General features: G+C 68.8%; 23 protein-coding genes. 17 read left to right on the forward strand and 6 right to left on the reverse strand.

Annotation, left to right across the window (positions count from 1 at the left end; genetic code table 11):
• Nucleotides 1-148: 148 nt before the first annotated feature.
• The gene (mutM, locus tag J7U37_RS00360; RefSeq protein ID WP_247634467.1) at nucleotides 149-1048 is read right to left on the reverse strand and encodes a bifunctional DNA-formamidopyrimidine glycosylase/DNA-(apurinic or apyrimidinic site) lyase; all 900 of its coding nucleotides are present in this window, start codon (nucleotides 1046-1048) and stop codon (nucleotides 149-151) included.
• A gap of 152 nt (nucleotides 1049-1200) precedes the next feature.
• Here mutM and ubiE point away from each other — a divergent pair, with 152 nt between their 5' ends.
• The 6 genes from ubiE to J7U37_RS00390 all read left to right on the forward strand — a co-directional run bounded on the left by ubiE (nucleotide 1201) and on the right by J7U37_RS00390 (nucleotide 6099).
• On the forward strand, nucleotides 1201-1986 hold the full coding sequence (gene ubiE / locus J7U37_RS00365) for a bifunctional demethylmenaquinone methyltransferase/2-methoxy-6-polyprenyl-1,4-benzoquinol methylase UbiE (protein ID WP_247634468.1): 786 nt from the start codon (nucleotides 1201-1203) through the stop codon (nucleotides 1984-1986).
• Nucleotides 1987-2017: 31 nt separating this feature from the next.
• Nucleotides 2018-3574, forward strand: coding sequence for a 2-polyprenylphenol 6-hydroxylase (ubiB, locus tag J7U37_RS00370; protein ID WP_247634469.1), 1557 nt, complete (start codon nucleotides 2018-2020; stop codon nucleotides 3572-3574).
• Nucleotides 3575-3655: 81 nt separating this feature from the next.
• Complete coding sequence (locus J7U37_RS00375) at nucleotides 3656-3889, forward strand: hypothetical protein (protein ID WP_247634470.1); 234 nt, start codon at nucleotides 3656-3658, stop codon at nucleotides 3887-3889.
• On the forward strand, nucleotides 3886-4167 hold the full coding sequence (locus J7U37_RS00380) for a type II toxin-antitoxin system RelE/ParE family toxin (protein WP_247634471.1): 282 nt from the start codon (nucleotides 3886-3888) through the stop codon (nucleotides 4165-4167). Before J7U37_RS00375 ends, J7U37_RS00380 begins: the two co-directional genes overlap by 4 nt.
• A 70-nt stretch (nucleotides 4168-4237) precedes the next feature.
• Nucleotides 4238-5539 (forward strand): phosphopantothenoylcysteine decarboxylase, encoded by a 1302-nt coding sequence (locus J7U37_RS00385; RefSeq protein WP_247634472.1) that lies wholly within the window; start codon nucleotides 4238-4240, stop codon nucleotides 5537-5539.
• A gap of 272 nt (nucleotides 5540-5811) precedes the next feature.
• Complete coding sequence (locus J7U37_RS00390) at nucleotides 5812-6099, forward strand: hypothetical protein (RefSeq protein WP_247634473.1); 288 nt, start codon at nucleotides 5812-5814, stop codon at nucleotides 6097-6099.
• Nucleotides 6100-6141: 42 nt separating this feature from the next.
• On the opposite strand, the gene J7U37_RS00395 is transcribed toward J7U37_RS00390, so the two are convergent.
• The 3 genes from J7U37_RS00395 to speB form a co-directional block, all read right to left on the reverse strand.
• Complete coding sequence (locus J7U37_RS00395) at nucleotides 6142-6792, reverse strand: glutathione S-transferase family protein (protein ID WP_247634598.1); 651 nt, start codon at nucleotides 6790-6792, stop codon at nucleotides 6142-6144.
• Nucleotides 6793-7156: 364 nt separating this feature from the next.
• A complete protein-coding gene (locus J7U37_RS00400) occupies nucleotides 7157-9649 on the reverse strand; it encodes an esterase-like activity of phytase family protein (RefSeq protein ID WP_247634474.1) in 2493 nt (830 codons plus the stop codon).
• A 44-nt stretch (nucleotides 9650-9693) separates the two neighbouring features.
• Nucleotides 9694-10713 (reverse strand): agmatinase, encoded by a 1020-nt coding sequence (gene speB, locus J7U37_RS00405; protein ID WP_247634475.1) that lies wholly within the window; start codon nucleotides 10711-10713, stop codon nucleotides 9694-9696.
• A 234-nt stretch (nucleotides 10714-10947) separates the two neighbouring features.
• Between speB and rpsT the strand changes: the two genes are divergently transcribed.
• From rpsT to J7U37_RS00430, 5 genes are all read left to right on the forward strand, one after another.
• Complete coding sequence (gene rpsT, locus J7U37_RS00410) at nucleotides 10948-11214, forward strand: 30S ribosomal protein S20 (RefSeq protein ID WP_056190238.1); 267 nt, start codon at nucleotides 10948-10950, stop codon at nucleotides 11212-11214.
• Nucleotides 11215-11804: 590 nt separating this feature from the next.
• Entirely contained in the window at nucleotides 11805-13316 is a 1512-nt protein-coding gene (gene dnaA / locus J7U37_RS00415) for a chromosomal replication initiator protein DnaA (protein WP_247634476.1), read from the forward strand.
• Between the two features lie 188 nt (nucleotides 13317-13504).
• Nucleotides 13505-14626, forward strand: coding sequence for a DNA polymerase III subunit beta (gene dnaN / locus J7U37_RS00420; protein ID WP_056190240.1), 1122 nt, complete (start codon nucleotides 13505-13507; stop codon nucleotides 14624-14626).
• Between the two features lie 60 nt (nucleotides 14627-14686).
• Nucleotides 14687-15829: a DNA replication/repair protein RecF gene (gene recF / locus J7U37_RS00425; RefSeq protein WP_247634477.1), complete on the forward strand. Its 1143-nt coding sequence runs from the start codon at nucleotides 14687-14689 to the stop codon at nucleotides 15827-15829.
• Nucleotides 15830-15843: 14 nt separating this feature from the next.
• Nucleotides 15844-16455 carry a LysE family translocator gene (locus J7U37_RS00430; protein WP_247634478.1) on the forward strand — a complete coding sequence of 204 codons (612 nt, stop codon included), beginning with the start codon at nucleotides 15844-15846 and terminating at the stop codon, nucleotides 16453-16455.
• Nucleotides 16456-16506: 51 nt separating this feature from the next.
• On the opposite strand, the gene J7U37_RS00435 is transcribed toward J7U37_RS00430, so the two are convergent.
• Both J7U37_RS00435 and J7U37_RS00440 read right to left on the reverse strand, forming a co-directional pair.
• The gene (locus J7U37_RS00435) at nucleotides 16507-17088 is read right to left on the reverse strand and encodes a disulfide bond formation protein B (protein WP_247634479.1); all 582 of its coding nucleotides are present in this window, start codon (nucleotides 17086-17088) and stop codon (nucleotides 16507-16509) included.
• Nucleotides 17089-17100: 12 nt separating this feature from the next.
• Nucleotides 17101-17256 (reverse strand): DUF5993 family protein, encoded by a 156-nt coding sequence (locus J7U37_RS00440; RefSeq protein ID WP_200941014.1) that lies wholly within the window; start codon nucleotides 17254-17256, stop codon nucleotides 17101-17103.
• Nucleotides 17257-17593: 337 nt separating this feature from the next.
• Here J7U37_RS00440 and recQ point away from each other — a divergent pair, with 337 nt between their 5' ends.
• The 6 genes from recQ (at nucleotide 17594) to grxD (ending at nucleotide 24355) form a co-directional block, all read left to right on the forward strand.
• Nucleotides 17594-19447 carry a DNA helicase RecQ gene (recQ, locus tag J7U37_RS00445; protein ID WP_247634480.1) on the forward strand — a complete coding sequence of 618 codons (1854 nt, stop codon included), beginning with the start codon at nucleotides 17594-17596 and terminating at the stop codon, nucleotides 19445-19447.
• Nucleotides 19448-19655: 208 nt separating this feature from the next.
• Nucleotides 19656-20819 (forward strand): hydrolase, encoded by a 1164-nt coding sequence (locus J7U37_RS00450; protein ID WP_247634599.1) that lies wholly within the window; start codon nucleotides 19656-19658, stop codon nucleotides 20817-20819.
• A 109-nt stretch (nucleotides 20820-20928) separates the two neighbouring features.
• A complete protein-coding gene (gene purL / locus J7U37_RS00455) occupies nucleotides 20929-23154 on the forward strand; it encodes a phosphoribosylformylglycinamidine synthase subunit PurL (protein ID WP_247634481.1) in 2226 nt (741 codons plus the stop codon).
• Between the two features lie 33 nt (nucleotides 23155-23187).
• The gene (locus J7U37_RS00460; RefSeq protein WP_056095688.1) at nucleotides 23188-23424 is read left to right on the forward strand and encodes a BolA family transcriptional regulator; all 237 of its coding nucleotides are present in this window, start codon (nucleotides 23188-23190) and stop codon (nucleotides 23422-23424) included.
• Between the two features lie 36 nt (nucleotides 23425-23460).
• Nucleotides 23461-23970 carry a DUF29 domain-containing protein gene (locus J7U37_RS00465; RefSeq protein ID WP_247634482.1) on the forward strand — a complete coding sequence of 170 codons (510 nt, stop codon included), beginning with the start codon at nucleotides 23461-23463 and terminating at the stop codon, nucleotides 23968-23970.
• Between the two features lie 43 nt (nucleotides 23971-24013).
• Nucleotides 24014-24355 carry a Grx4 family monothiol glutaredoxin gene (grxD, locus tag J7U37_RS00470; RefSeq protein WP_247634483.1) on the forward strand — a complete coding sequence of 114 codons (342 nt, stop codon included), beginning with the start codon at nucleotides 24014-24016 and terminating at the stop codon, nucleotides 24353-24355.
• Nucleotides 24356-24412: the final 57 nt, after the last annotated feature.

The raw sequence follows: 24412 nt of genomic DNA on the forward strand, positions 1-24412 counted from the left end.
CTGTAAGCTTATGGTTGGGCACCCAGTCTTCCGAAGAACCGGAATTCCGTTCGCCGGAGATGATGGTCGCAGCGAAATATCAAATGAGGTTTAACGTCCGACATCCCTCGTTGTCATCAGCGACGAGAAGCGGCGGAATCCTGCGCTGTTATTTCGCGGATCGGGGCTGACAGGTCGCGCAGAAGAATGTCGACCGTCCGGATTGAATGATCCTCTCGATCGTACCAGTACAGCCTTTGCCGCTACAGGAATGGCCGACACGATCGTAGACGCGGAAGGCATGCTGGAAAGCGCCGCTGCCGCCATCGGGATGGGCGTAGTCCCGCAAGGTCGAGCCGCCGGCCGCCACCGCCTCCGTCAGCACCTCGCCGATCACCCGGGCGAGCCGGCGCGCCTTCGGCGTGGGCGTGCCATCCGGCTTGGCCAGGGCTCCTGCCCGCGTCTCGGGATGGAGTCCCGCCCGATGCAAAGCCTCGCAGACATAGATGTTGCCCAGGCCCGCGATCAGGCGCTGGTCGAGGAGTGCGGCCTTTAGCGGTGTGATCTTGCCTCGGAACAGGCGCGCCACGGCTTCCGGCGTCAGCGCCGCACTGAGGGGCTCGAGGCCCATCCCGGCGAAGTGACGGCTGGCCGAAAGCGTCTCGGTCGGGACGAGGTCCATGAAGCCGAAGCGCCGGGCGTCGTTATAGGTCACGGTCGCGCCGTTCGACATCGCCATCACCACGTGGTCGTGCTTGGCGTTGCCCTGCGCGCCCTCGAGGTAGAAGTCCCCCGGCGACAGGTTGTGCCCGTCGGGTAACGCCACGTCGAAGCGGCCGGTCATACCCAGGTGCATGATGAGCGATTCGCCGGAATCGAGAGTGGCCACCAGGTACTTCGCCCGTCGCGCCAGATCCGTGACCCTGTGCCCCTCCAGGCGCTCCGCGAAGCGCGCGGGGAACGGGAAGCGCAGATTCGGCCGCCGCAGGACCACCCGGGCGAAGCGGGTCCCCACCAGAGCCGGCGCGAGGCCGAGGCGGACGGTTTCGACTTCCGGAAGTTCGGGCATGGGCGGGATCGGGATCTCGGTGCGGCGTTGGCGTGGGTCAGGTGCGGCGGGACCGCCGGGTCCTGTGCGGCTTCGCCAATGGTGAAACCGTCCGCAAGGCAGATGGCGATTTCGGCCACGTTTCGCTATGAGCGTCCGCGAGAGGGTGGTCCATGAGTTCGGTCAAACGGTCGGTGGCGCAGTCCGAAGAGGCGGCGAGCACGCATTTCGGCTTCGAGAACGTGGCGCTCGACGAGAAGCAGGGGCGCGTCGACGACGTGTTCCGCTCGGTCGCCAAGCGCTACGACCTCATGAACGACCTGATGTCGGGCGGACTCCACCGCGCCTGGAAGTCGCACCTGATCTCGATGCTGCGGCCCCCGCGCAACCGGCCCTTCCGCCACCTCGATGTCGCCGGCGGTACCGCCGATATCGCGTTCCGGGCCCTGGAGGCGGGTGGTCCCGCCACCCACACCACCGTCCTCGACATCAACGAGGCGATGCTTCGGGTCGGCGCCGAGCGGGCGGGCGACCGCTTCACGGGGCGGATCGATTTCGTGAGCGCCAATGCCGAGGCGCTGCCGCTGCCGCCCGAGCAGTTCGACGCCTACACCATCGCGTTCGGCATCCGGAACGTGCCGCGCATCGACAAGGCCCTGGCGGAGGCGCACCGGGTTCTGAAGCCGGGCGGCCGTTTCCTCTGCCTGGAATTTTCCAAGGTCGACCTGCCGGTGCTCGATCGGATCTACGACGCCTACTCGTTCCACGTGATTCCGCGCCTCGGGGCGCAGGTGGCGGGGGACGCCGATTCCTACCGCTACCTCGTGGAATCGATCCGCAAGTTCCCCTCCCCCGGCCGCTTCGCCGGGATGATCGAGGCGGCGGGTTTCCGCCATGTCAGCCACCGGCCGCTGACCGGCGGCATCGTGGCGATCCATTCGGGCTGGAAGGTCTCGTGAGGGTCGCTCTCACGACGGGCCGGGCGTCCTGATGCTCGGCGCCGTCGTTCATCTGGCCCGGGGCGCGCAGGTCGGCTTCGTGCTCGCCCGCGAGGGCGCCCTGGCGCTGGTCGATTCCGCCGAGCTGCCGCCGCATCTCCGCTTCGCTCTGCGCCTCGGGCGGATGTTGGAGCGTCCGGGCCTCGGAAGCGGTGCCGGCCCCCTGCAGCGCGCCCTGACCCGCCTGGGTCCGAGCTACGTCAAGTTCGGCCAGTTCCTCGCCACCCGCCCCGACATCGTCGGCATGGAGGCGGCGCGCGACCTGGAAACGCTTCAGGACCGGGTTCCGCCCTTCCAGCAGGACGTCGCCATCCGGGTGGTCGAGGCCACCCTCGGGCGGCCGGTGGGACAGCTCTTCGTGTCGTTCAGCCCGCCCATCGCGGCGGCCTCGATCGCCCAGGTCCACAAGGCCCATATCCTCGACGACGAGGGGGCCGTGCGCGTCCTGGCGATCAAGATCATGCGCCCCGGCGTGCGCGAGCGCTTCCAGCGCGACCTCCAGGTCATGCGCTTCATGGCGCGCGTGGTGCACGTGCTGTCGCCCAAGGCCGAGCGCCTGCGACCGCGCGAGGTGGTCGAGATCCTGGCGCGCTCCGTGATGATGGAGATGGATTTCAGGCTCGAAGCGGCCGCGATGTCCGAACTCGCGCAGAACACCCGCGACGATGCCGATTTCCGCGTGCCCAAGCCCGACTGGGAACTGACCGGCCGCGATGTCCTGGCGAGCGAGTGGATCGAGGGGATCCGCCTCAATGATCGCGCCGCCATCGTGGCCGCCGGACACGATCCGAAGGCCCTCGGCCGGGCGGTGATCCAGTCGTTCCTGCGCCATGCCATCCGGGACGGCTTCTTCCACGCCGACATGCATCCCGGGAACCTGTTCGTCGATCCGACCGGTACCCTGGTGGCGGTGGATTTCGGCATCATGGGCCGCCTCGGGCACATGGAGCGCCGGTTCCTGGCCGAGATCCTGCTCGGCTTCATCCTGCGCGACTACAAGCGCGTGGCCCAGGTGCATTTCGAGGCCGGCTACGTGCCGGCGCACCACTCGGTGGAGGATTTCGCCCAGGCCATCCGGGCGATCGGCGAGCCGATCCACCAGCGCAAGGCCGACGAGATCTCGATGGCCAAGGTGCTGACCCTGCTGTTCGACATCACCGCCCTGTTCGACATGAGCACCCGCACCGAGCTGGTGATGCTGCAGAAGACCATGGTGGTGGTCGAGGGCGTCGCCCGCTCCCTCGATCCGCAACTCGACATGTGGACCGGCGCCGAGCCGGTGGTGCGCTCCTGGATCGCCCGCAACCTCGGGCCGGTGGGACGGGTCGAGAGTCTGGGCCGCGCCGCCCTCACCATCACCGACGTGGTCTCGGACCTCCCCGACCTCGCCCAGCGCCTGCGCCGCATCCTGGTGCGCCTCGACGAGGCCGGCTCGGGCGACGGCAAAAGCCTCGACGCCTTCGCGCGGGCCGAGCGCCGGCGCGCGATCTGGTCGACGCTGGCCCTCTGGGGCATCGCCGTCGGTGCGCTGGTGATGGCCTTCCGGTAGCAGCCCCTAGACCGTGCGGTCTGGCGGATGCGCGGGGATGTGCGATCATGGCCGATCTTGCAGCCGTACGGACGCACGAACATGACGGAATTGCTGGCAAAGGCCTTCCTGCTCCTCGGGCAGATGCCAGCCGCGGCACAGGACGACATCGCCCGCGCTCTCCTCGGCATGGCCGACGTGGCCGATGTACAGGACATCGAGCCGAAGCACCGCGAAGCCGTGTTGGAGGGCCTCGCGCAGGCCGAACGTGGGGCGTTTGCCGATGCATCCGTCGAGGCCACCGTGGCGGCAGCCTTCGCTCGCGCTGTGCGGTGAGGCTGCGCCTCACCCTTCGGGCGGCAGCCGATATCTACGCAATCGCTGCCTACGTGCAGGACCGCCATCCTGCCGGCGCGCGGAAGGTGGAAGCAGCCCTGCAGGAAGCCTTCAGGCTGATCGCCGCCTATCCATACGTCGGACAGATCCGCAGGCAGGGGGTCCGGCGCTTCGCAGTCCCGCGGCACCCCTACCTGATCTTCTACGGCGTCGACGCGGCGGCACAGCAGATCAACGTGTTGACGGTTCGGCACGCCGCCAGGGAGGACGTGACCTGACAGACCTCACCGGCCGGTTATCCGCGTTCGCGATTGACCTTGTTCGCCTTCCGTCACATCGGTCGAGACCATGACCCGCCCGCTCCAGAACCGCCGCATCCTCCTCGTGATCGGGGGCGGCATCGCCGCCTACAAGGCGCTGGACCTGATCCGGCGCCTGCGTGAGCGCGGAGCGCAGGTCCGACCCCTGCTGACCAAGGGGGCACAGGAATTCGTGACGCCCCTGGCGGCGGCGGCCCTGGCCGGCGAGCGCGCCCATACCGACCTGTTCGACCGGGCCGAGGAAGCGGATATCGGCCACATCAAGCTGGCGCGGGATGCGGACGCCATCGTGGTGGCGCCCGCCACCGCCAGCCTGATGGCCCGGATGGCCACCGGCGAATCCTCGGATCTGGCCGCCACCGTGCTCCTCGCCACCACGCTGCCGATCCTGATCGCACCGGCCATGAACGTGCGGATGTGGCAGCACCCCGCGACCCAGCGAAACCTCGCGACCCTCAAGGGCGACGGCGTCCGCGTCATCGGCCCCAACGACGGCGCCATGGCGGAGGCGGAGTTCGGCCCGGGGCGCCTCGCCGAACCGTCCGAGATCGCCGACGCGGTGGAAGCGCTCCTGGCCGATGGCTCCGAGGCGGAAACGCAGCCGTCCGAGACTCGGCCGTCCGCAGGCTTCGGCTTCCTCGCCGGACGATCCGCGCCGGGCGCACCACCCGCCGGACCGCTCGCCGGAAAGCGCGTTCTCGTAACCTCCGGGCCGACCCATGAGCCGATCGACCCGGTGCGCTACCTCGCCAATCGATCCTCCGGACGGCAGGGCCACGCCATCGCGGCCGCCGCCGCCGCCGCCGGGGCCGAAGTGACCCTGGTTTCCGGACCGGTCCTGATCCCGGCTCCGGCCGGTGTGCGGGTGGTCCCGGTGGAGACCGCCCGCGAGATGCTGGCGGCGGTCGAGGCCGCCCTGCCGGCCGATCTCGCCATCTTCGCCGCTGCCGTCGGCGACTGGCGCCCGGCCGAGACCCGCTCGTCGAAGATCAAGAAGGACGGGACCGCGCCGGCCCCCCTCGCCCTGGTCGAGAACCCGGACATCCTCGCCACCATCGCCGGGCGGACGGCCGGGCGCCCGCGCCTCGTGGTCGGGTTCGCGGCCGAGACCGACACGGTCCTCGACAACGCCCGCGCCAAGATCGCCCGCAAGGGCTGCGACTTCATCGTCGCCAACGACGTCTCGCCGGCCGGTGGCGTCATGGGCGGCACCGCCAACACCGTGCATCTCGTCGGGCGCGACGGCACGGTCGAAACCTGGCCGACCCTCGACAAGGACGAGGTCGGCCGGCGCTTGATCCGGCACTTCGCCGGCCTGCTCGACGCCTGAGCTCCGGCGACCCGCAAAAGCCTACGGAGCCGATCGCGCGCCGGCGCGTTAAGCCTTGACTAACGCCTCCCGCCGCATCATTTCGGCGTCGTTCGCACGTGCAGCACATCCCGCTCGCCCATGCGGCTCCACAGGAACTCCCGACCCTAATGCCCAGCGACAGTAGTCGATGGACCGCGCTGCCGACGGCCCTCCGCGTGACCCGCGCCTGATCGCTTGATCGGGCTCGCCCGCGACCGGCCTGCGATGGCCCGGTCGAATGAGGTGAGCCGATGACCTTCTCGAATGCCCTTCCGCGTCTGCGTGGTGCCGTCGCCCCGGTGCGAACCCTGAGCTTCCGCCGCATCGACGGATCGAAACTGGTGCGCGTCAAGGCGCGCCGTTCCAAGCCACGGCGCGCCGCGCCGGGCGATGCCAATGTCGCGCTGATCATGGCCGTGATGATGACCCTGGTGTTCGGCCCGGTGATCGGCGTCCACCTCATCGCCGCCTTCGGCCCCGCCGCACCGGCGTCCGACCTGGCGATCACCAGCACCGGAACGCCCCTGCCGCGCGGCTGAGCGTTTCGCTGATCGGTCGTTCCGCCGAGGGCGGTCGCGCGGTCAGGCCCGCGCCGCCTCCATCTTGGCCGAGAGAGCGGCGTCCTCCGCCATCATCTTGAGAACGGCCGGACGGGCTGCGACGCGGGCCAGGTAGGCCATGATCGCGGGCTCCTCCGGTACGAGCTTGAAGCGCGTCGTCCATCCCAGGGTGGCTCCCCAGAGAACGTCGGCCGCCGAGTGCCGCTCGCCGAGAAGCCACGGTCCCGACGACAGGGCGTCCACAACCGCCTTCAGGACGGCATCGAAATCCCCGTAGGGCGACATCGCCCGGGGGCCGGCCTCACGCTGGAGCGCCCGGTCGACCACCGCCGGCTCAAAGCTCGATCCGTGAAACACCATCCAGCGCAGGTACGGCCCGCGCAGCGGGTCGCCGATCGGGGGAGCCAAGCCGCGCTCCGGAAACAGGTCGGCGAGGTAGAGGTAGATCGCCGCCTGCTCGGTAATCAGCGCCTCGCCGTGGCGCAAAGCCGGGACTTTCCCGAGGGGATTGATGCGGAGGTAGGCGGCATCCCGTCCCTGCCCCGATCGCAGGTCGATGACCTCGAGACGATGCGGGGCCCCGAGTTCCTCCAGGAGGATACGCACGCCGGACGAGCGCGTCTGCGGCGCGTGGTAGAGGGTGATGGCGTCGCTCAAGCGTGTCTCCTGCATCATCGCCGGCGCAGCCTTCCCGGACGGGACGCGCCGCGTCAACCGCTCTGCGACGGGCTCGATCGGGGGATACAGGACCTCGAAGGCGAGGCCTCCCGGCCAGGCGGTCTCGCCTCGCTCTCGACCAGGGGACCGACTCCTTCCAATACGGGTCCGGGGCCGCTTCCGATATGTGTCGGCCGTCATCCCGATCCCGTCGACACACGGCTGGACGCGCGTCGTTGGTACCGGGGGTGGACACCGCCCCCGGGTTTGCGAGGAAGGAGAGCGGCGCAGGCGCGGGGGATGCGCCGCCCCCTCCAACCGGTGAGGTCCCACCTTGCCGGCTACGCAGCCCCTGCCCGTACTTGCAGGAGACCCTTCCTCACCATTGGTAGCGCAAGCCCCCGGTGAGGCCGTGTCCCAGGCCGCCGCGGGTTCCGATGGCGGCCTGATAATCCACGCGCCAGCCGAGTTGCTCCGTCAGACTGCCTTGGAGCCCGCCACCCATAGTCACGAGGTCACGACGCAGGAACGGCACCTGCAGCGATGCGCCGGCCATGGCGTTCTCGACGCTGGCAAGCCGAACGTCGGCGCTGGTGCTCCCTGGTCCGGTGGCGAGATTGTAGGCGGCGCGGATCGAGGGGATGAGGTCACCCCAGCCATAGAATGCGAGTTCGATGCCGAAGCGCGCGGAGGTCTGGGCCACGTCGAGATCGCGATAAGCGAGGTTGTTGCCGGCTGCACCGGTTTCGGTGAAGCCTTCGACCCGGCCCGAAAGATGGGTGATTCCGGCGAACGGGGTCAGGCGGACATCCGCGAAAGCGACGGGGACTCCGACTTCACCGTCGACAGCGAAAGCGCTTCCCGAGGTCTTGCCGGTGCCGGTCAGGCCGTAGGCGGCGGGGCGGCGGATCCGATCGAAGCTGACCATCGGCGCACCGCCGACGATTCCCTGCGCGTAGAAACCCGGGCCGTAGTAACCCGCATAGGCCGAGGCCGTGAAGGCGTTCTGATCCTGCCGGAACCCCGCGTTGCGGCTCACCGATCCGCCTCCGCCACCGATGGCGATACCGGCGCGCCACGGGCCGGCGAGGGGCAGGTCGATCCCGGCGCTGCCCTGCGCCACCGTACGGTCCACCTCGACGCCTCCGCTGCGCGGCTGGTCGGCGAAGACGAAATCGCCGCCGATCCAGGCGCCCCCGGCCTGGCCCCAGGGACCGGCCGAACCGTTCGCACGGCGCAGCGCCGAGAGGTGGTCCTGCACGCTGCGGGTCGCGGACGCTGCGAAGCCGAGGATACCGGCGCCGAGGCTCTGAAGAACGACCGGCGCGCTCTGCTTCATGATCGCGAGGGAATACGGATCGACGTAGGTCGGCAGCGTGAGGCGATAGGCGAGCAGGAGGTTGTCGTTGTTCAGACCGGCATCGTAGCTCTGCCCGTTGATCACGCCCCGGCGGGTGAGGAAGTCGTTGTCGTTGCCGACGAGAAGGAAGTAGTCGTTCGGGGCTTTTTCGCTCAGGACGGGCACGAGACCCATCGCCTCCAGCTTCTCCGGCAGCGTCGTCTGCGAAGCGGGATTGGTATTGACGTTCATCCCGTAGCGGCCGAGCTGCACCGGATTGAGCATGTTGACCACTTCCGTGGTCTGCACCGGCGTGATGGCGGCGCGCAGGATGCCGCCCGGCGCGATCGGCGTGACGCCGTCATAAGGCACGCCGGCGATGTTGGTCGCCTGGGCCGTGTCGACCAGGAGAACGCTCTTGTAGACGATCGGCGTGGTGGTGCCGGTGCCGAGGCCGCTGGAATCGCGAGACAGGACCAGGAACTGCGTCTCGTTGAGCGCCAGCATCTCGCTCTGGGCCGCCGTCCGGTTGGGGGCGTTCCCGTTGCCGTTCTGCTGGTAGGTCGGCAACTGGAGAACATATTCGCGCGTCGGGGCGGTGGGCGTCGGCGTACCCGAAACGTCGTAGTAGAGGATGCGGGTGTTGTTGCGCTGCTGCTGGCCGGCGCCCGAATCCTGCACCGTCGCGCTCTGCAGGATCGTAACGAGGCCGCGCCCGTCCGGCGTCAGCGCGATCGCCTCGAGCCCCTGGTTGTTGCGGCGTCCGGAATCGGTCGGCGGACTGGTCGAATTGAAGTTCAGGCGTCCATCGGTGCGCGGCTGGAGGGCCGTCGGGATGCCGAGCACCCCCAGCAGCTGCCCTGCGGCCGTGAAGTAGTAGATATTCGGGCCATACTCGTCGCTGATGTAGAACGAACCGTCGAGCTTCCGCACGAGGCCCTCGGCATCGAGGCTGATGCGGCCGGCGCTCGGACCGGTGGGGGCCGAGGGCAGCACTGCGCCCACCTGCGTGGTGGTGCCGGTCCCCGGATCGAGCCCGCTGAAGCGCTGACCGCGCGCATCGGTCAGGACGATGCCGCCGGTCTGGGTCAAGGTGAGCTGGCTTTGCGAAGCCGTGGATTGCGGCAGGTTCGCGCCCGGGTCCGGGGTGAAGGTCAGCGTGAAGCGGTTGAGGCGTCCGATATAGTCGGAGAACACGCCGCCGTCCGGGTTGTTGTAGCCGCGATCGGGCAACGTGTAGAGCGTCCCTTCATAGCGACCGCCGGTGCGCCGCCAAGTGCTCAGGTCCACCGCCAGGGACGAGAACGAGCCCAGGGAGTCCCCCAGGAAATCGCGGGTGTCGGCGGACAGGCGTCCGACGCCCTGGAGACCCTGATTGACGTAGGTCGCACCGTTGAACGGCACCGACACCGCCGTGTCGGCCCGCGTGATGTTCGGGGTGCGAATCGCCTGGGCCGAGGCAGTCCCGGCAATCGTCATGGATGCGACGAGAGACCCGGCGGCGCGTGCGGCCCAGCTTCGGTGATGCGCCATCGTCGAACTCCACGGTCAAGCTTCCGTGGGGTCATCGCGTCCCCTCATGACAAGCGTGTGTCATCCGGCAACATTCTTGTCCTGCGTGCATCGATGGCCTCCGCCAGGAGGCACAGGATCTCGAAGGTGAGGGTCGCTCCGGCCAGCGCCGTTATCCCCGACGGGTCGAGAAGTGGCGCGACCTCGACCACGTCGGCGCCGATGAGATCGAGCCCGCGCAGAGCCCGCACGATCTGCAGGGCTTCCCGGGCGGTGAAGCCTCCCATCTCCGGCGTGCCGGTACCGGGCGCATAGGCGGGGTCGAGGGCGTCGATGTCGAAGCTCAGATAGGCCGGCGCCGTCCCGACGACGCTGCGAGCCTCCGCCAGAACCTCCGGCAGCCCGCGGGCGATCACCGCTTCCATGGGTACGATGCGGACGCCCTGGTCCCGGGCCCAGTCGAGCTCGTCCGCCGAATCGATGCTGCCGCGCAGCCCGATCTGCACCATCCGTCTCGGGTCGAGGACGCCGTCCTCGATGGCGCGGCGGAACGGCGTGCCGTGCGTCAGGCGGGACCCGTCATATTGTGCGTCGTCGGTATCGCTGTGGGCATCAATATGGATGAGCCCGACCGGGCGGGAACGGCCGAGCGCGCGCAGCACCGGGTAGGTGACGAAGTGGTCGCCGCCGACCGAGAGCGGCACGATGCCGGCTTCCGCCAGAGGCCGGTAGAACGCCTCGATGGCGCGCGCGGTCGCGCCGACGTCGATGGGATTGACGGGCACGTCGCCGAGATCGGCGCAGGCCGCGAGGTCGTAGGGCGCGATGCCCGTGGCGGCATTGCGGGCGCGGGTGCCGGTGGAGGCCTCGCGCACGCCGCGCGGACCCAGGCGTGCGCCGGGCCGGTTGGTGGTGGCGCCGTCGAACGGAATGCCGACGAGACCGATATCGATTCGGCCCGGAGCCTGGGCCGGTGCGAGTATCGGGAGTCGCATGAAGCTGGCGAGCCCGACGAAGCGCGGCGTCGCCATGCCCGAGAGAGGCCGATACTGGTCGATCCTTGCCTGGTCCGCCTCGTTCGCCATCCGTCGCCCCGCTGTTTGACAGGTTCGGCAGGCCTCGGTGGCCGGAAGCCTGACGACGCCACGATGACGTTCCGTTGACGGATCCGCAACGCGTGTCTATAGAGCCCACATCGCCGACGGGCGCGCTTACCGCGATCGTCGGCTTCGCCATTGCCCGAACAACCTGCACGCGATCCACCGACATCACAGCCCGAGGGCTCGTCGCGATCGCCTCAAACGTGACGAGGATGCCCCATGGCCAACACCGTGTCGGCCAAGAAAATGACCCGCAAGATTGCGAAGCGCACCGCGGTCAACCGCTCGCGTCGCAGCCGCATGCGCACCTTCGTCCGCAAGGTCGAGGAGGCCATCGCCACCGGTGATCAGTCGAATGCGCTGACCGCCCTCCGCGCCGCCGAGCCCGAGATCATGCGGGCCGCTCAGCACGGCATCGTGCACAAGAACAACGCCTCTCGGAAGGTCTCGCGCCTCGCCGCGCGGGTGAAGGCGCTCGCCGCCTAAGCCTTTCTTCCAGACGCGACTGAAAAAGCCCGGCAGCGATGCCGGGCTTTTTCGTTTTCGGCGTCGGTCAACCGGAAGCGCGTTCGGCGTTGATCGGAGCCTCTTGGCAGCAGTCGCGCTTCACTGCTGCGCGCATCGGCGGCGCTTGGTTTGAATTCGTCACGAATGCTCGGCCGGCGACTCCCGAATCAGGACAATCTCTGAAAGAAGGCGTTAACCCTCATTTGAATCTGTTCTGTTGCGACGCCTGTCCCGCGAGTGTAGCTTAACGATGTGTCATGATGAACCAACAAATTCTCAGCACCATCGAGTCGAGATCGAATCATCCACAAGGTGGGATTCGCGACTGGACTCAGGGGAGGTAACCCGCGTCGGAATTGCCGCAATTTTTGCTATCCCCGTTAGTCCCGCTGTTAGGAGAACCGTAGCTTATTGTTGATAGGCTTGCTTCATCGACAAAAGGCCTCCCGGAGTCGATTGACTCTTGGGTGGCGATCTGGGTCTCGCGAATGCCTCGCGGGACGCGACTTCAGTCAAGTGTGCGTACGTACCGGTGGCGGCCCTCCGTCCTCGGCACGAGGAGAGCGATGATGCATGTCGACGGTAGCGTATCCGGCAATGCCGAGATGGGCATGAGCGGCGTGAGCGGACCCGATACGGTGGCCGCCTGGGCTCGGGTGAAGCGTCGCCTGCGGGCGGAACTCGGCGAAGATATCTTCGCCAGCTGGTTCGCCCGGCTCGAACTCGTGGAGGTCGTCGACGGCACGGCCCGACTCACGGTCCCGACGCGATTCCTCAAGAGCTGGATCGAATCCCATTATCTCGACCGGGTGCTGAACACCTTCCGCAGCGAAGTCGAATCGGTCTCGCGCCTGGACGTGTCGGTGCGCGGCCCCTCCGCCGCCGTGCGTCCCGCCACCAGCACGCCGAAGACCAGCAGCGCCGCGAGCCCGCTGGCCCGCCTGCAAGCCGCCGGCAACACGATGCCGTCGCACGGCGAATCGAGCGTCGGCTCCGACAGTGAAACCCATCCGGCGCCCCGCGGCGACGCGGGCGGCGATCTCAACGGCGCTCCCCTCGACAACCGGTTGACCTTCGCGAGCTTCGTCGTCGGCCGCTCGAACGCCCTGGCGCACGCCGCCGCCGAGCGCGTCGCCCGGCACGACGGACAGGGGGCGCTCTACAACCCGCTCTACTTCCATGCCGGTGTCGGCCTGGGCAAAACCCACCTGCTGCACGGTATCGGCCATGCCGCCCGCGAATCCGGCCGCCGGGTGATCTATCTCACCGCCGACCGCTTCATGTACGGCTTCGTCAACGCCCTGAAGACTCAGAACGCCCTGGCCTTCAAGGAGCGCCTGCGGGCCATCGACCTCCTCATCCTCGACGACGTCCAGTTCATCCAGGGCAAGTCGATCCAGGCGGAGTTCGGTCACACCATCAACGCGCTGATCGATGCCGGGCGCCAGGTCGTGGTGGCCTCCGATCGTCCACCGACCGAGTTGGAGGCCCTGGAGGAGCGGGTCCGCTCGCGCCTCGCCGGCGGCCTCGTGGTCGAGATCGGCACCCTCGACGAGCAGCTGCGCACCTCGATCCTTTCGGCGCGACTCGCCGCCGTGCAGGTCTCGCATCCGAGCTTCGAAGTCTCGCCCACCGTGGCGACCTACGTCGCCCGGGCGATCACCGCCAATGGCCGGGACCTCGAGGGCGCCGTGAACCGGCTGCTGGCGCACGCCACCCTGACGGGCGCGGCCGTGACGATGGAGACCGCCGAGGCGGCGATTCGCGACCTCGTGAAGAACCGCGAGCCCAAGCGCATCAAGATCGAGGACATCCAGAAGCTGGTGGCCTCGCGCTACAACGTCTCGCGCTCCGACATCCTGTCCGAACGGCGCACCGCCGCTGTGGTCAAGCCGCGCCAGATCGCCATGTACCTGTCGAAGGTGCTCACCCTGCGCTCGCTGCCGGAGATCGGCCGCCGCTTCGGCGGTCGCGATCACACCACCGTGCTGCACGCCGTGCGCAAGATCGACAAGCTGATCGGCGAGGACAACGTCCTGAACGACGAGGTCGAGCTCCTGAAGCGCATGCTGCAGGATTGAGCGTGCCGGGGTGTCGCGCCGTTATGCGACGCCCCGAATCCGCCGCGGGATAGCCGGCCTCTCGCACTTGCGTTCGCCGGGAGGCTTCGCCAAGTTCAGCGGCCACGGTGCCAGGACGCACGTGGAACCGGAGCGCGTCGATCGCGCCCGTTCTGGCGACGTCCGACGAGAGACCACGAGTTCAGACCATGAGAGTCACTGTCGAGCGTGCGGCCCTCCTTCGGTCGCTCGGCCACGTGCACCGCGTGGTGGAGCGCCGGAATACCATTCCGATCCTGTCCAACGTCCTGCTCCGCTGTGACGCCGGCGGCCTGGAGCTGCGGGCGACCGACCTCGACATCGAGGTGACGGAAACCATTCCGGCCGACGTGGTCGATGCCGGTGCCACCACGGTGCCCGCCCACGTCATCTACGACATCGTTCGCAAGCTGCCGGACGGCGCCCAGGTCTCCCTCGAGACCAGCGGCGAGACCGGCCAGATGACCATCCGGTCGGGACGCTCGCGCTTCTCGCTCGGCGCCCTCCCGGAGGGGGATTTTCCCGATCTGGCGGCCGGTGAGCTGCCGACCCGCTTCGTGATCGCAGCGTCCGACCTGAAGCGCCTGATCGAGAAGACGCAGTTCGCGATCTCGACCGAGGAGACGCGCTACTACCTCAACGGCATCTATCTCCACACCATCGAGGTCGACGGGACGCTGCGCATGCGCGGCGTCGCCACCGACGGGCACCGCCTCGCCCGCGTGGAGATCGAGGCGCCCGAGGGCAGCCGCGACATGCCAGGCATCATCGTGCCCCGCAAGGCGGTGGCGGAGATCATCAAGCTCGTGGAGGATGGCGGCGAAAGCGTCGAGATCGACCTGTCGCCGGCCAAGATCCGCTTCAAGTTCGCCAGCGGCGTGGTTCTGATCTCGAAGCTGATCGACGGGACCTTCCCGGACTACCAGCGCGTGATTCCCTCGGGCAACGACAAGTTCCTGACGGTCGAGCGCGACGTCTTCGCCAAGGCCGTCGACCGTGTCTCGACGATTTCGTCCGAGCGCGGCCGCGCAGTGAAGCTGGCCGTTCAAGAGGGCCGCCTGGCCCTCTCGGTGAACAACCCGGATTCCGGCAGCGCCACCGAGGAACTCGACGTCGACTACGACGCCCCCGCCCTCGATATCGGCTTCAACGCCCGCTACCTCCTCGACATCACGAGCCAGCTCGAGGGTGACACCGCCCTGTTCAAGCTGGCCGATCCGGGTTCCCCGACCCTGATCCAGGATCGCGAGGGCGCGGCCGCCCTCTATGTCCTGATGCCGATGCGGGTGTGATCGGCGCGTCCTGCGTCGCGGCGCGAGACAGGATGCGGGTGATCGGCTAAGGGCTGGCGGGTGCGTCTCACCCGTCTGATCTGCCGCGACTTCCGGAACCACGCCGACCTCGACCTTGCGGTCGACCGTCGCTTCGTCGCCCTGGTGGGCGAGAACGGTGCCGGCAAGACCAACCTCCTCGAAGCGATTTCGCTGTTCTCGCCGGGACGCGGCCTGCGCCGGGCCGACCTGTCGGCGATGCCGCGGACCGGCGGGCCGGGCGGGTTCGCCGTGTCCATGTCGCTGGCTGGGGCGACACAGTCGGGCGACGAGACCGAACACCGGATCGGGACCGGCTACGAACCGCCCGGCTTCGACGGCCGGGCCGCGCGCCTGTGCCGGATCGACGGGGCCACCGCGCCCTCCCCGGTCGCCTTCTCTGAATTTCTCCGGGTGGTCTGGCTGACACCCGACCTCGACGGCCTGTTCCGGGGGCCGGCGGGCGATCGCCGCCGCTTCCTCGATCGGCTGGTGCTGGCGGTCGACGCCACTCACGGCGCCCGCGTCAACGCGCTCGAACGGGCGCTGCGCTCGCGCAACCGCCTGCTGGATGAGCGACCGACGGATGGCCAATGGCTCGATGCGGTCGAGCGCGAGGTCGCGGAACTCGGCGTCGCGGTCGCGCTGGCCCGGCGCGAGACCGCCGAGCGCCTCGACCGGCTCATCGCCGAGAGCCGTGACGACGCCCAGCCCTTCCCCTGGGCCGGCCTGCGCCTGGAGGGCGACCTCGACGACCTCGTGGCGGTGTGGCCGGCGATCGAGGCCGAGGACCGCTTCCGCTCGGCCCTGCGTCAGGGCCGCGCCCGCGATCGGGCGGCGGGTCGGACGCTGAGCGGGCCGCAGACCAGCGACCTCGTGGTCCGCCATGGCCCGAAGGACGTACCGGCCGCCACCGCCTCGACCGGCGAGCAGAAGGCGCTGCTGATCGGGCTCGTGCTGGCCCATGCCCGCCTCGTTCAGGCGATGAGCGGGCTCGCGCCGGTGATCCTCCTCGACGAGGTCGCGGCGCATCTCGATCCCCGCCGGCGGGCCGGCCTGTTCGATGCGCTGGAGGCCCTGCACGGCCAGGTCTGGATGACGGGGGCCGACCCGGCGCTGTTCGGGGAGCTTGAAGGGCGGGCCGACATGGTAAGGGTGCTGGACGGGCGAATCGCCCGCGATTGACGCGCGGTGCGACCATGCCGTTGTCCAGCCTCGCCCTGTTCGCGATGATCTATGCCGGGGCCGTGGCCTCCCCCGGCCCGGGCATCGCCGCCCTGGTGGCGCGGGTCATCACCAGCGGGTCCCGCGGCATCGCCGGCTTCGTCTTCGGCATGATCCTGGGGGATCTGACTTGGTTCGCCATCGCGGCCGGCGGCTTCGCCCTCCTGGCGCAGGCCGCGGCCCCGATCTTCCTGGCCCTGAAGGTCGGCGGCATCCTCTATCTCGTTTATCTCGCCTGGAAGACCTGGACCGCTCCGGTGGATGCCCCCGCGATCGCCACGACTTCGCGCCAGGACACCATCCGGGCGTTCCTGGGCGGCCTCGCCATGACCCTCGGCAACCCGAAGGTGATCCTGTTCTTCCTGGCCCTGCTCCCGAGCGTCGTCGATCTGTCCCATCTGTCGGCGCGCGGCCTGCTGATGATGGCGGTGACCCTGGTGATGGTGCTGAGCACCGTGCTCGGCCTCTACGTCCTCGCGGCGGTGCGGGCGCGGCGCATCTTCATCGCCCGCCGCGCCCGCCGCCGGATCAACCAGGGCTCGGCGATCGTCATGGCGGGGGCCGCGGCCGCCATCGCCCTGCGCTGAGCGGAGGGCCGGTTCGCACCGCCAGTGGGTTCGGGCAGCCCCGACGTCTCCCTAGCGGCCGAGCAGCGAATCCCAGAACTCATAGCGGGTGGGATTGTCGGGGCAGAGGCCACCGCCGCATTCCGCCAGGGTCGAGCCCGCATTGGCCAGGGTGATCGCGAGGAACAGGAGCACGCTGGCGAGGCCGAAGCCCCCGATCCGGGCTCGGCTCGACGGTCGAACGCGCGCTACGAACTGACCTTCGAAGAGGCACAGGATCGCGGCGGCCACGATCAGGCCGGCGAAGGCGATCAGTGACCAGACGTAGAAGTGCAGCCCGAACAGGGCCGAACCGTAGACCCCCGTGCCGGGCACGATGTGCAGCAGGGTCTGCCGGGCGGCGATGCCGAAGCCGGCGACGGAGCCCAGGACGACGATCGCGTAGTGCCCGGGGCGTGCGCCGAGGCAGACGTTCAGGGCAAAGCCCATTCCGGCGGCCGCGAAGGCGGCGCGCTGGAGGATGCAGAGCGGACAGGGCAACTCGCCGTCGACCACCTGATAGCCGAAGGCGACAAGGAGGATGGCGCTGCAACCGGCAAGCCCGAGGGCGTTCAGGGCGCGCGCCCCGTTCGGCGTGAGAAGGGCGTCTGTCACGGGATCCGGCTTTCAGAAGGTCAGGTTCAGCGCGTCGGAGGCGTGTTGGCGAAACAGCAGGAGGAGCGCGATGAGCGAGACGCCCCAGAGGCCGAGCGCGAGGGAGCGCCGACCCACCAGGGCGGCCGCGAGAGCGCCCGACACGCCGAGAAACGGGATGACCATCATGGCTCGACGAGGCTCGCGACGGGGATGCCGGACATGCAAGCGCCGGTGGCGAACGCATCCGCCAGGATCGAGGAGGGATCTTTCCGTCCGCTTAAAGGCCCCGGGTCGCGCCGTACCGCCCGGTGCGGGGTGGGCCATGCATGCCCCACCCGGCCCGGCGAAAATCCGGACCCGGAGCCCTGCGCGGACCAGTCCCCCGCGCGGTGATTGACCTCGGCGCTCCGGATGGTTCAGAGGCATGGAAGGCTCCGGTCGGCGCGATCGCCGCAATTGCCGCCCTTGCCGTTTCGGCGGCCGCCTCCGCCGTGTCTCACTCCGACAGACGATCAGGATTCCGATGACCAGTCGCCTCGACGAGGCCCGCGCCGCGTTGAAGACCACCTTCGGCTATGATGATTTTCGGCCCGGCCAGGACGAGGTGATCGGAGCCGTCCTCGACGGGACCGACGTGTTCGCCGTGATGCCCACGGGCTCCGGCAAGTCGATGACCTATCAGTTGCCGGCCCTGGTCGAATCGTCCCTGACCGTCGTGGTCTCGCCGCTGATCGCCCTGATGCACGATCAGGTGCAGCAGATGCTGGGATTCGGCGTTGCGGCCGCGACCCTGAACTCCTCGGTCGCCGAGGCGACGTCGCGCGAGACTTGGCGCAAGATCCGCAGTGGCGACCTGCGCCTGCTCTTCGTTTCGCCCGAGCGGCTGATGATGGAAGGGCTGATGGACGCCCTGAAGGGCGCCGGCGTGCGGCGGCTCGCCGTCGACGAGGCCCACTGTGTCTCGCAATGGGGCCACGATTTCCGGCCCGAGTACCGGGACCTCGCCCGGGCGCGCGAAGCCCTCGGCAACGTCCAGACCGTGGCGCTCACCGCCACCGCCGACAAGGCGACGCGGGCCGACATCACCGAGCGGCTGTTCCCTGCCGGGCGCGAGCTGAAGGCCTTCGTCCACTCCTTCGACCGGCCGAACATCCGCCTGACCTTCGCGCCGAAGGACAATCCGACCCGGCAGATCGAGCGCTTCCTGCGCCACCGGCGCGCCGAGAGCGGGATCATCTACTGCTCCTCGCGCAAGCGCACCGAGCAGCTGGCCGAGACCCTGGCCAAGGACGGCTTCAACGCCCTGCCCTACCATGCCGGCCTCGACCAGGGCACGCGCATGAAGAACCAGGACACATTCCTGCAGGAGGACGGCGTCGTGATGACCGCCACCGTCGCCTTCGGCATGGGCATCAACAAGCCCGACGTGCGCTTCGTCTGCCATGCCGACATGCCCTCCAACGTCGAGGGCTATTACCAGGAGATCGGTCGCGCCGGCCGCGATGGTCTGCCGGCCGACACCCTGACCATCTACGGCCTCGACGACATGGCCCTGCGCCGGCGCCAGATCGACGAGAAGGAGGTGCCGGACGAGCGCCGCCGGGTCGAGCGGCGCAAGCTCGAGGCAATGATCGCGCTATGCGAGGGCGCCACCTGCCGGCGCCAGTTGCTCCTCGGCTATTTCGGCGAGGCGAGCGAGCCCTGCGGCCGCTGCGATCTCTGCCGCAGCGGCGTTTCGCTCATCGACGCCACGGTGCCGGCTCAGAAGCTGCTCTCGGCCATCGTGCGCACCGGCCAGCGCTTCGGCGCCGCCTATGTCTGCGACGTGGTCCACGGCAAGGAATCCGACACGATCCGGCGCAACGGCCACGCGGCGCTCAAGACCTTCGGGGTCGGTGCCGACAAGCCCATCGCCGCCTGGCGCGCGATGCTGCGCCAGCTCTTCGCGGCCGGCGCCGTGACCGAGAACGGCGACGGTTTCGGCGGGCTCTCCCTCACCGACAAGGGCGAGGCGATCCTGTTCGGCCGAGAACCGATCCAGATGCGCCCCGATCCCGAGCCGAAGGTGGCCGAACCGCGCGACCGCAAGCGCGGGGCGACCCGCGACGATGCGAGCCTCGATCTCGATCCGGCCACCGAGGCCCTGTTCCAGCACCTGCGCGGCCTGCGCGCCACCATCGCCCGGGCCGAGGGCATCGCCGCCTTCATGGTCTTCCCGGACCGGACGCTGATCGAGATGGCGCGCACCAAGCCTGTCGATCTCTACGCGCTACGTACCGTCCACGGCGTCGGCGAGCGCAAGCGCGAGGCTTATGGCGAACGCTTCGTCGGCGCCATCGCGGAATTTCTCGCGCACGCGCCGGCAACGGGCGCCTGATGCGCTTTCGGACTCGTTGGTTTCGTCGCGACTCGTGTAGGGACTGGGGTGGTCCGAGGCCGAGATCGGCGAATCGCACCGATCCCGGAGCCAGCCGCGGCGACATGCCGGGTGCGACGGCCTGATGCGTCCGGATCAACCGACAGAGGGATCTCTCATCGTCCAGCCGTCCGAGCCGACCGCGACGCAACCCCGTCAGGTCTTCTACATGCCGGGCTTCGACCCGCGTGAGCCCGAGACCTATTGGGGTCTGTTCCGGCGGGAAAGTCGGCTGGCCGCCGTCCGCCGCAGCATGGCGATCACGGTGAGCGACCCCGAGCGCACGTCGGACGGCCTCGCCCTGGACTGGACCGTGACCCTCGACGGCGCACAGACCCAATACACCCTGCTGCGCTGGGACGACATCGTGCGCGCCCGCTTTCCCCGGTCGAACGGGCGGCGGCTTTGGGAGGTCCCGGCGCTGTGGCTCCGCCTGCTGCGGGTCGGCTACCTGCGGCCGTTCCGGCGCGAAGCCCGGCGCTTCGCCCGCGTGATCATCGGCGTCCATTTCATCTATCTCTTCCTCGTCGTCCTCAGCCTCGCGGTGGCGGCCGGACTGGCGGCGCTGGCACCGGTCGATGCCCGGCCCTGGGTCCTCCTGACCGTGCCCCCCCTGGCCTACGGCATTCTGGCCGTGCTGATGCGGGTGACGCGCGGCAAGCCGTTCTACGTGGCCCATCTCGTCGACGACACCGCCTTCACGCATGACCATGCCAGCGGCGCCGACACCCGGATGCGAGACCGCCTGGACGCCTTCGCCGACATCATCCGGGGGGCCGAGGGCCGCGCCTCCGAGATCGTGGTGATCGGCCATTCCTCCTCCAGCTTCCTCGGTCTCGAGGCCCTGGACCGGGTCCTGACCCGGGATCCGGAGTTCGGCCGGCGCGGGACACCGGTGTCGTTCGTGAGCATCGGCAGCGTCATCCCGTGGATCACCCTCGATCCGCGCGCCATCGAGACCCGTGCCGCCCTCGCCCGTGTGGCGGCTTCGGATGCCATCGTCTGGCTCGACGTGCGGGCGAAGTGGGACTGGCTCTCGGTGCACAAGCGCAATCCCCTCAGCGCCTCGAAGCTGCCGGCGCCCCGTGCCCATCGCCCGGTCGAGATCCATGTCCGCATCGAGGACCTGATCGAGCCGCGCATCATCGCGCGGCGCAAGTGGAACCTGTTCCGCATGCACTTCCAGCTGCTGATGTCGAGCCGCGACCCGGAGGCGTTCGACTACATCGTCTTCGTGGCCGGGCCAGAGCCGGTCCACGGCCTGATCCGGCGCTGGCGCAACGTGACGGAGCAACCCAAGGGGTGCGCGGTCGCTGAAACCGACCCCGATTAGGGGTTCCGACCGGCTCGATCCGCGATCACATGTTGCCAGGGCGCGGCGTTCCGCTTTAGAGCCGTGACGCACGGCCGGACCCGGACGGGGGCCGTGCCGAGAGGGTCGCATGTTCCGCAACGATGTTCCGATCACCCCCGAACTGGTCCGCCAGCACGGCCTGACGCCGGACGAGTACGCGCGTTTCCGTGGCCTGATCGGGCGCGACCCGACCCTGACCGAGCTCGGCATCGTCTCGGCCATGTGGAACGAGCACTGCTCCTACAAATCCTCCCGCAAGCATCTGCGCGGCCTGCCGACCTCGGCCCCCTGGGTGATCCAGGGACCCGGCGAGAATGCCGGCGTCATCGATATCGGCGACGGCCTCGCCTGCGTCTTCAAGATGGAGAGCCACAACCACCCGAGCTTCATCGAGCCCTACCAGGGCGCGACGACCGGCGTCGGCGGCATTCTTCGTGACGTGTTCACCATGGGCGCGCGCCCGATCGCGGCCCTCAACGCCCTGCGCTTCGGCTCGCCCGACCATCCGCGCACCCGCCACCTCGTCTCAGGGGTGGTCGCGGGCATCGGCGGCTACGGCAATTCCTTCGGCGTGCCCACGGTCGGCGGCGCCATGGGCTTCCATCCGCGCTACGACGGCAACATCCTCGTCAACGCCATGGCGGTGGGCCTCGCCCGCACCGATGCGATCTTCTACGCGGCCGCCACTGGCGTCGGGAATCCGATCGTCTATCTCGGCTCGAAGACCGGTCGCGACGGCATCCACGGCGCCACCATGGCGTCCGCCGAATTCGACGACGCCTCCGAGTCGAAGCGCCCGACCGTGCAGGTCGGCGACCCCTTCGCCGAGAAGCTGCTGCTGGAAGCCTGCCTCGAGCTGATGGCCTCGGGCGCCGTCATCGCGATCCAGGACATGGGCGCGGCCGGCCTGACCTGCTCGGCCGTCGAGATGGGCGCCAAGGGCGATCTCGGCGTCGAACTCCACATCGAGAAGGTGCCGGCTCGCGAGACCGGAATGAGCGCCTACGAGATGATGCTGTCCGAGAGCCAGGAGCGCATGCTCATGGTTCTGAAGCCCGGCATGGAAGCGGAGGCCGAAGCGATCTTCGTGAAGTGGGGCCTCGATTTCGCGATCATCGGCCACACCACCGATACGCTCCGCTTCGTCGTCAAGCATGACGGCGTCGTGATGGCCGACCTGCCGATCAAGGAACTCGGCGACGAGGCGCCGCTCTACGACCGGCCGCACATCGCCAACACGCACCAGCCGGTGATCGCCGCCGCCGACGTGCCCGAGACGGTGGGCAGCGCCGAGGCCCTGAAGCGCCTCGTCGGCTCGCCCGACTTGTCCTCGAAGCGCTGGGTCTACGAGCAGTACGACCATTTCATCGGCGGCAACACGGTGCAGAAGCCGGGCGGCGATGCCGCCATCGTGCGGGTCGAGGACGGCCCGCGCGGGCTCGCCATGACCGCCGACGTGACCCCGCGCTATTGCGAGGCCGATCCGGTCGAGGGCGGCAAGCAGGCCGTGGCGGAAGCGTGGCGCAATATCACGGCGGTCGGCGGACGCCCGCTCGCCATCACCGACAACCTGAACTTCGGCAACCCGGAGAAGCCGGAGGTGATGGGCCAGCTCGTCGGTTGCCTCAAGGGCATCGGCGAGGCCTGCAAGGCGCTCGACTTCCCCGTCGTCTCGGGCAACGTCTCGCTCTATAACGAGACCAACGGCGTCGGCATCCTGCCCACCCCCACCATCGGCGGCGTCGGTGTGCTGGACGACGTGACCCGCCACGCCACGATCGACCTCAAGCGCGCCGGCGACGTCCTGGTGCTGATCGGCGAGACCGCCGGCTGGCTCGGCCAGTCGGTCTATCTCTCGGTCATCGCCGGCCGCGAGGAAGGGGCTCCGCCGCCCGTCGATCTCGCGGTCGAGCGCCGCAATGGCGACTTCGTGCGCGGACTGATCACCGCAGGTCTGGTCGACACCGTCCACGATCTCTCCGATGGCGGCCTCGCCGTGGCGCTGGCCGAGATGGCGATGGCCGGCGGCATCGGCGCCGCTTTGCCCCAGGTCCCGCCGGGCATGCCGGCCCACGCCTACCTCTTCGGCGAGGATCAGGCCCGATATCTCCTGGCAGTCGATCCCGAGACCGCCCCGGACCTTCTCTACAGCGCCTCGGCGCAGGGCGTTCCCGCCGTCGTCGTCGGCGTCACCGGGACCGACCATTTGACCCTGCCGCACGGCGAGACCATATCGGTGGCCGACCTTCGGGAAACCCACGAGGGCTGGCTGCCGGCCTATATGGCGAGCCAGCCGGCCGGCGTTCCCGCCTGAAGCCCCTTATTCCGATCGTCAGGAGCCAACCCGATGCCGATGGATGCGCGCGAGATCGAGGCGATGATCCGCGAGGCGCTGCCCGACGCCCGGATCGAGATCAAGGATCTGGCCGGGGACGGCGACCACTATGCCGCCACGGTCCTGTCCGCGGCCTTCAAGGGCAAGACCCGCGTCGCCCAGCACCAGATGGTCTACGGCGCCCTCCAGGGGCGCATGGGCGGCGTGCTTCACGCCCTTGCGCTGACCACCGGCGTCCCGCAGGATTGAGGTCGCCGCCGGCGGCGGACCGCATGGACCAGCCGAATGGACCAGCCGAGCCTCTACGACGATGACATCGTGACCTGGGCCGAGCAGCAGGCCTCGACCCTGCGTGAACTCGCGCGCCGGCCGGACCTGTCGAACATCCTGGATTGGGAGAACGTCGCCGAGGAGATCGAGAGCGTGGGGCGGTCTCAGATCCAGGCCGTGGAAAGCCTGCTTGCCCAGACACTCGGGCATCTGCTCAAGCGCCTGTCTGCCCCCGATACCCTCGTGGTCGAGCATTGGCGCAACGAGGCTGGGACGTTTCAGATCGCCGCGCCCGCCCGCTACGAGCGGTCGATGCGCCAGCGCCTGGACTGGGACAAGATCTGGACCCTGGCTCAGGCGCAGGCGAGACTCGGACTGACGACCTACGGCGACAGTCTTCTCCCTCACCTGCCGCCCCGATATCCGCTGGGGCCGGACGAACTCCTCGTCACGCCGTTCGATGTGGATGCCGCTTTGCGCACAATCGCGGAGTCGACGATCTTGAAATCCGCCTCAAAATCCTGAACTCAGCCGTTACGACACGCAATCCAAGACAACGAGGTTTCCCATGAGCGACGCGAGCACCACGATCGAGAACGAGATCAAGTCCCAGGACGTGGTCGTGTTCATGAAGGGCACCCCCCAGTTTCCGATGTGCGGCTTCTCCGGCCAGGTCGTGCAGATCCTCAATTACCTGGAAGTGCCGTTCAAGGGCGTGAACGTCCTCGACGACATGGCGGTCCGCGATGGCATCAAGGCCTTCTCGAACTGGCCCACCATTCCGCAGATCTACGTGAAGGGCGAGTTCGTCGGCGGCTGCGATATCACCCGCGAAATGTTCCAGTCGGGCGAGCTGCAGCAGTTCCTGGCCGAGAAGGGCATTCCCGTGAAGGCCCCGACGGCCGCCTGAGGCGGACCCCTCTCGACTGACTGACCGGAACGAGGGCGCGCGAGCGCCCTTTTTCAT

The organism is Methylobacterium sp. 37f (assembly GCF_023093475.1).
Taxonomy (GTDB): domain Bacteria; phylum Pseudomonadota; class Alphaproteobacteria; order Rhizobiales; family Beijerinckiaceae; genus Methylobacterium.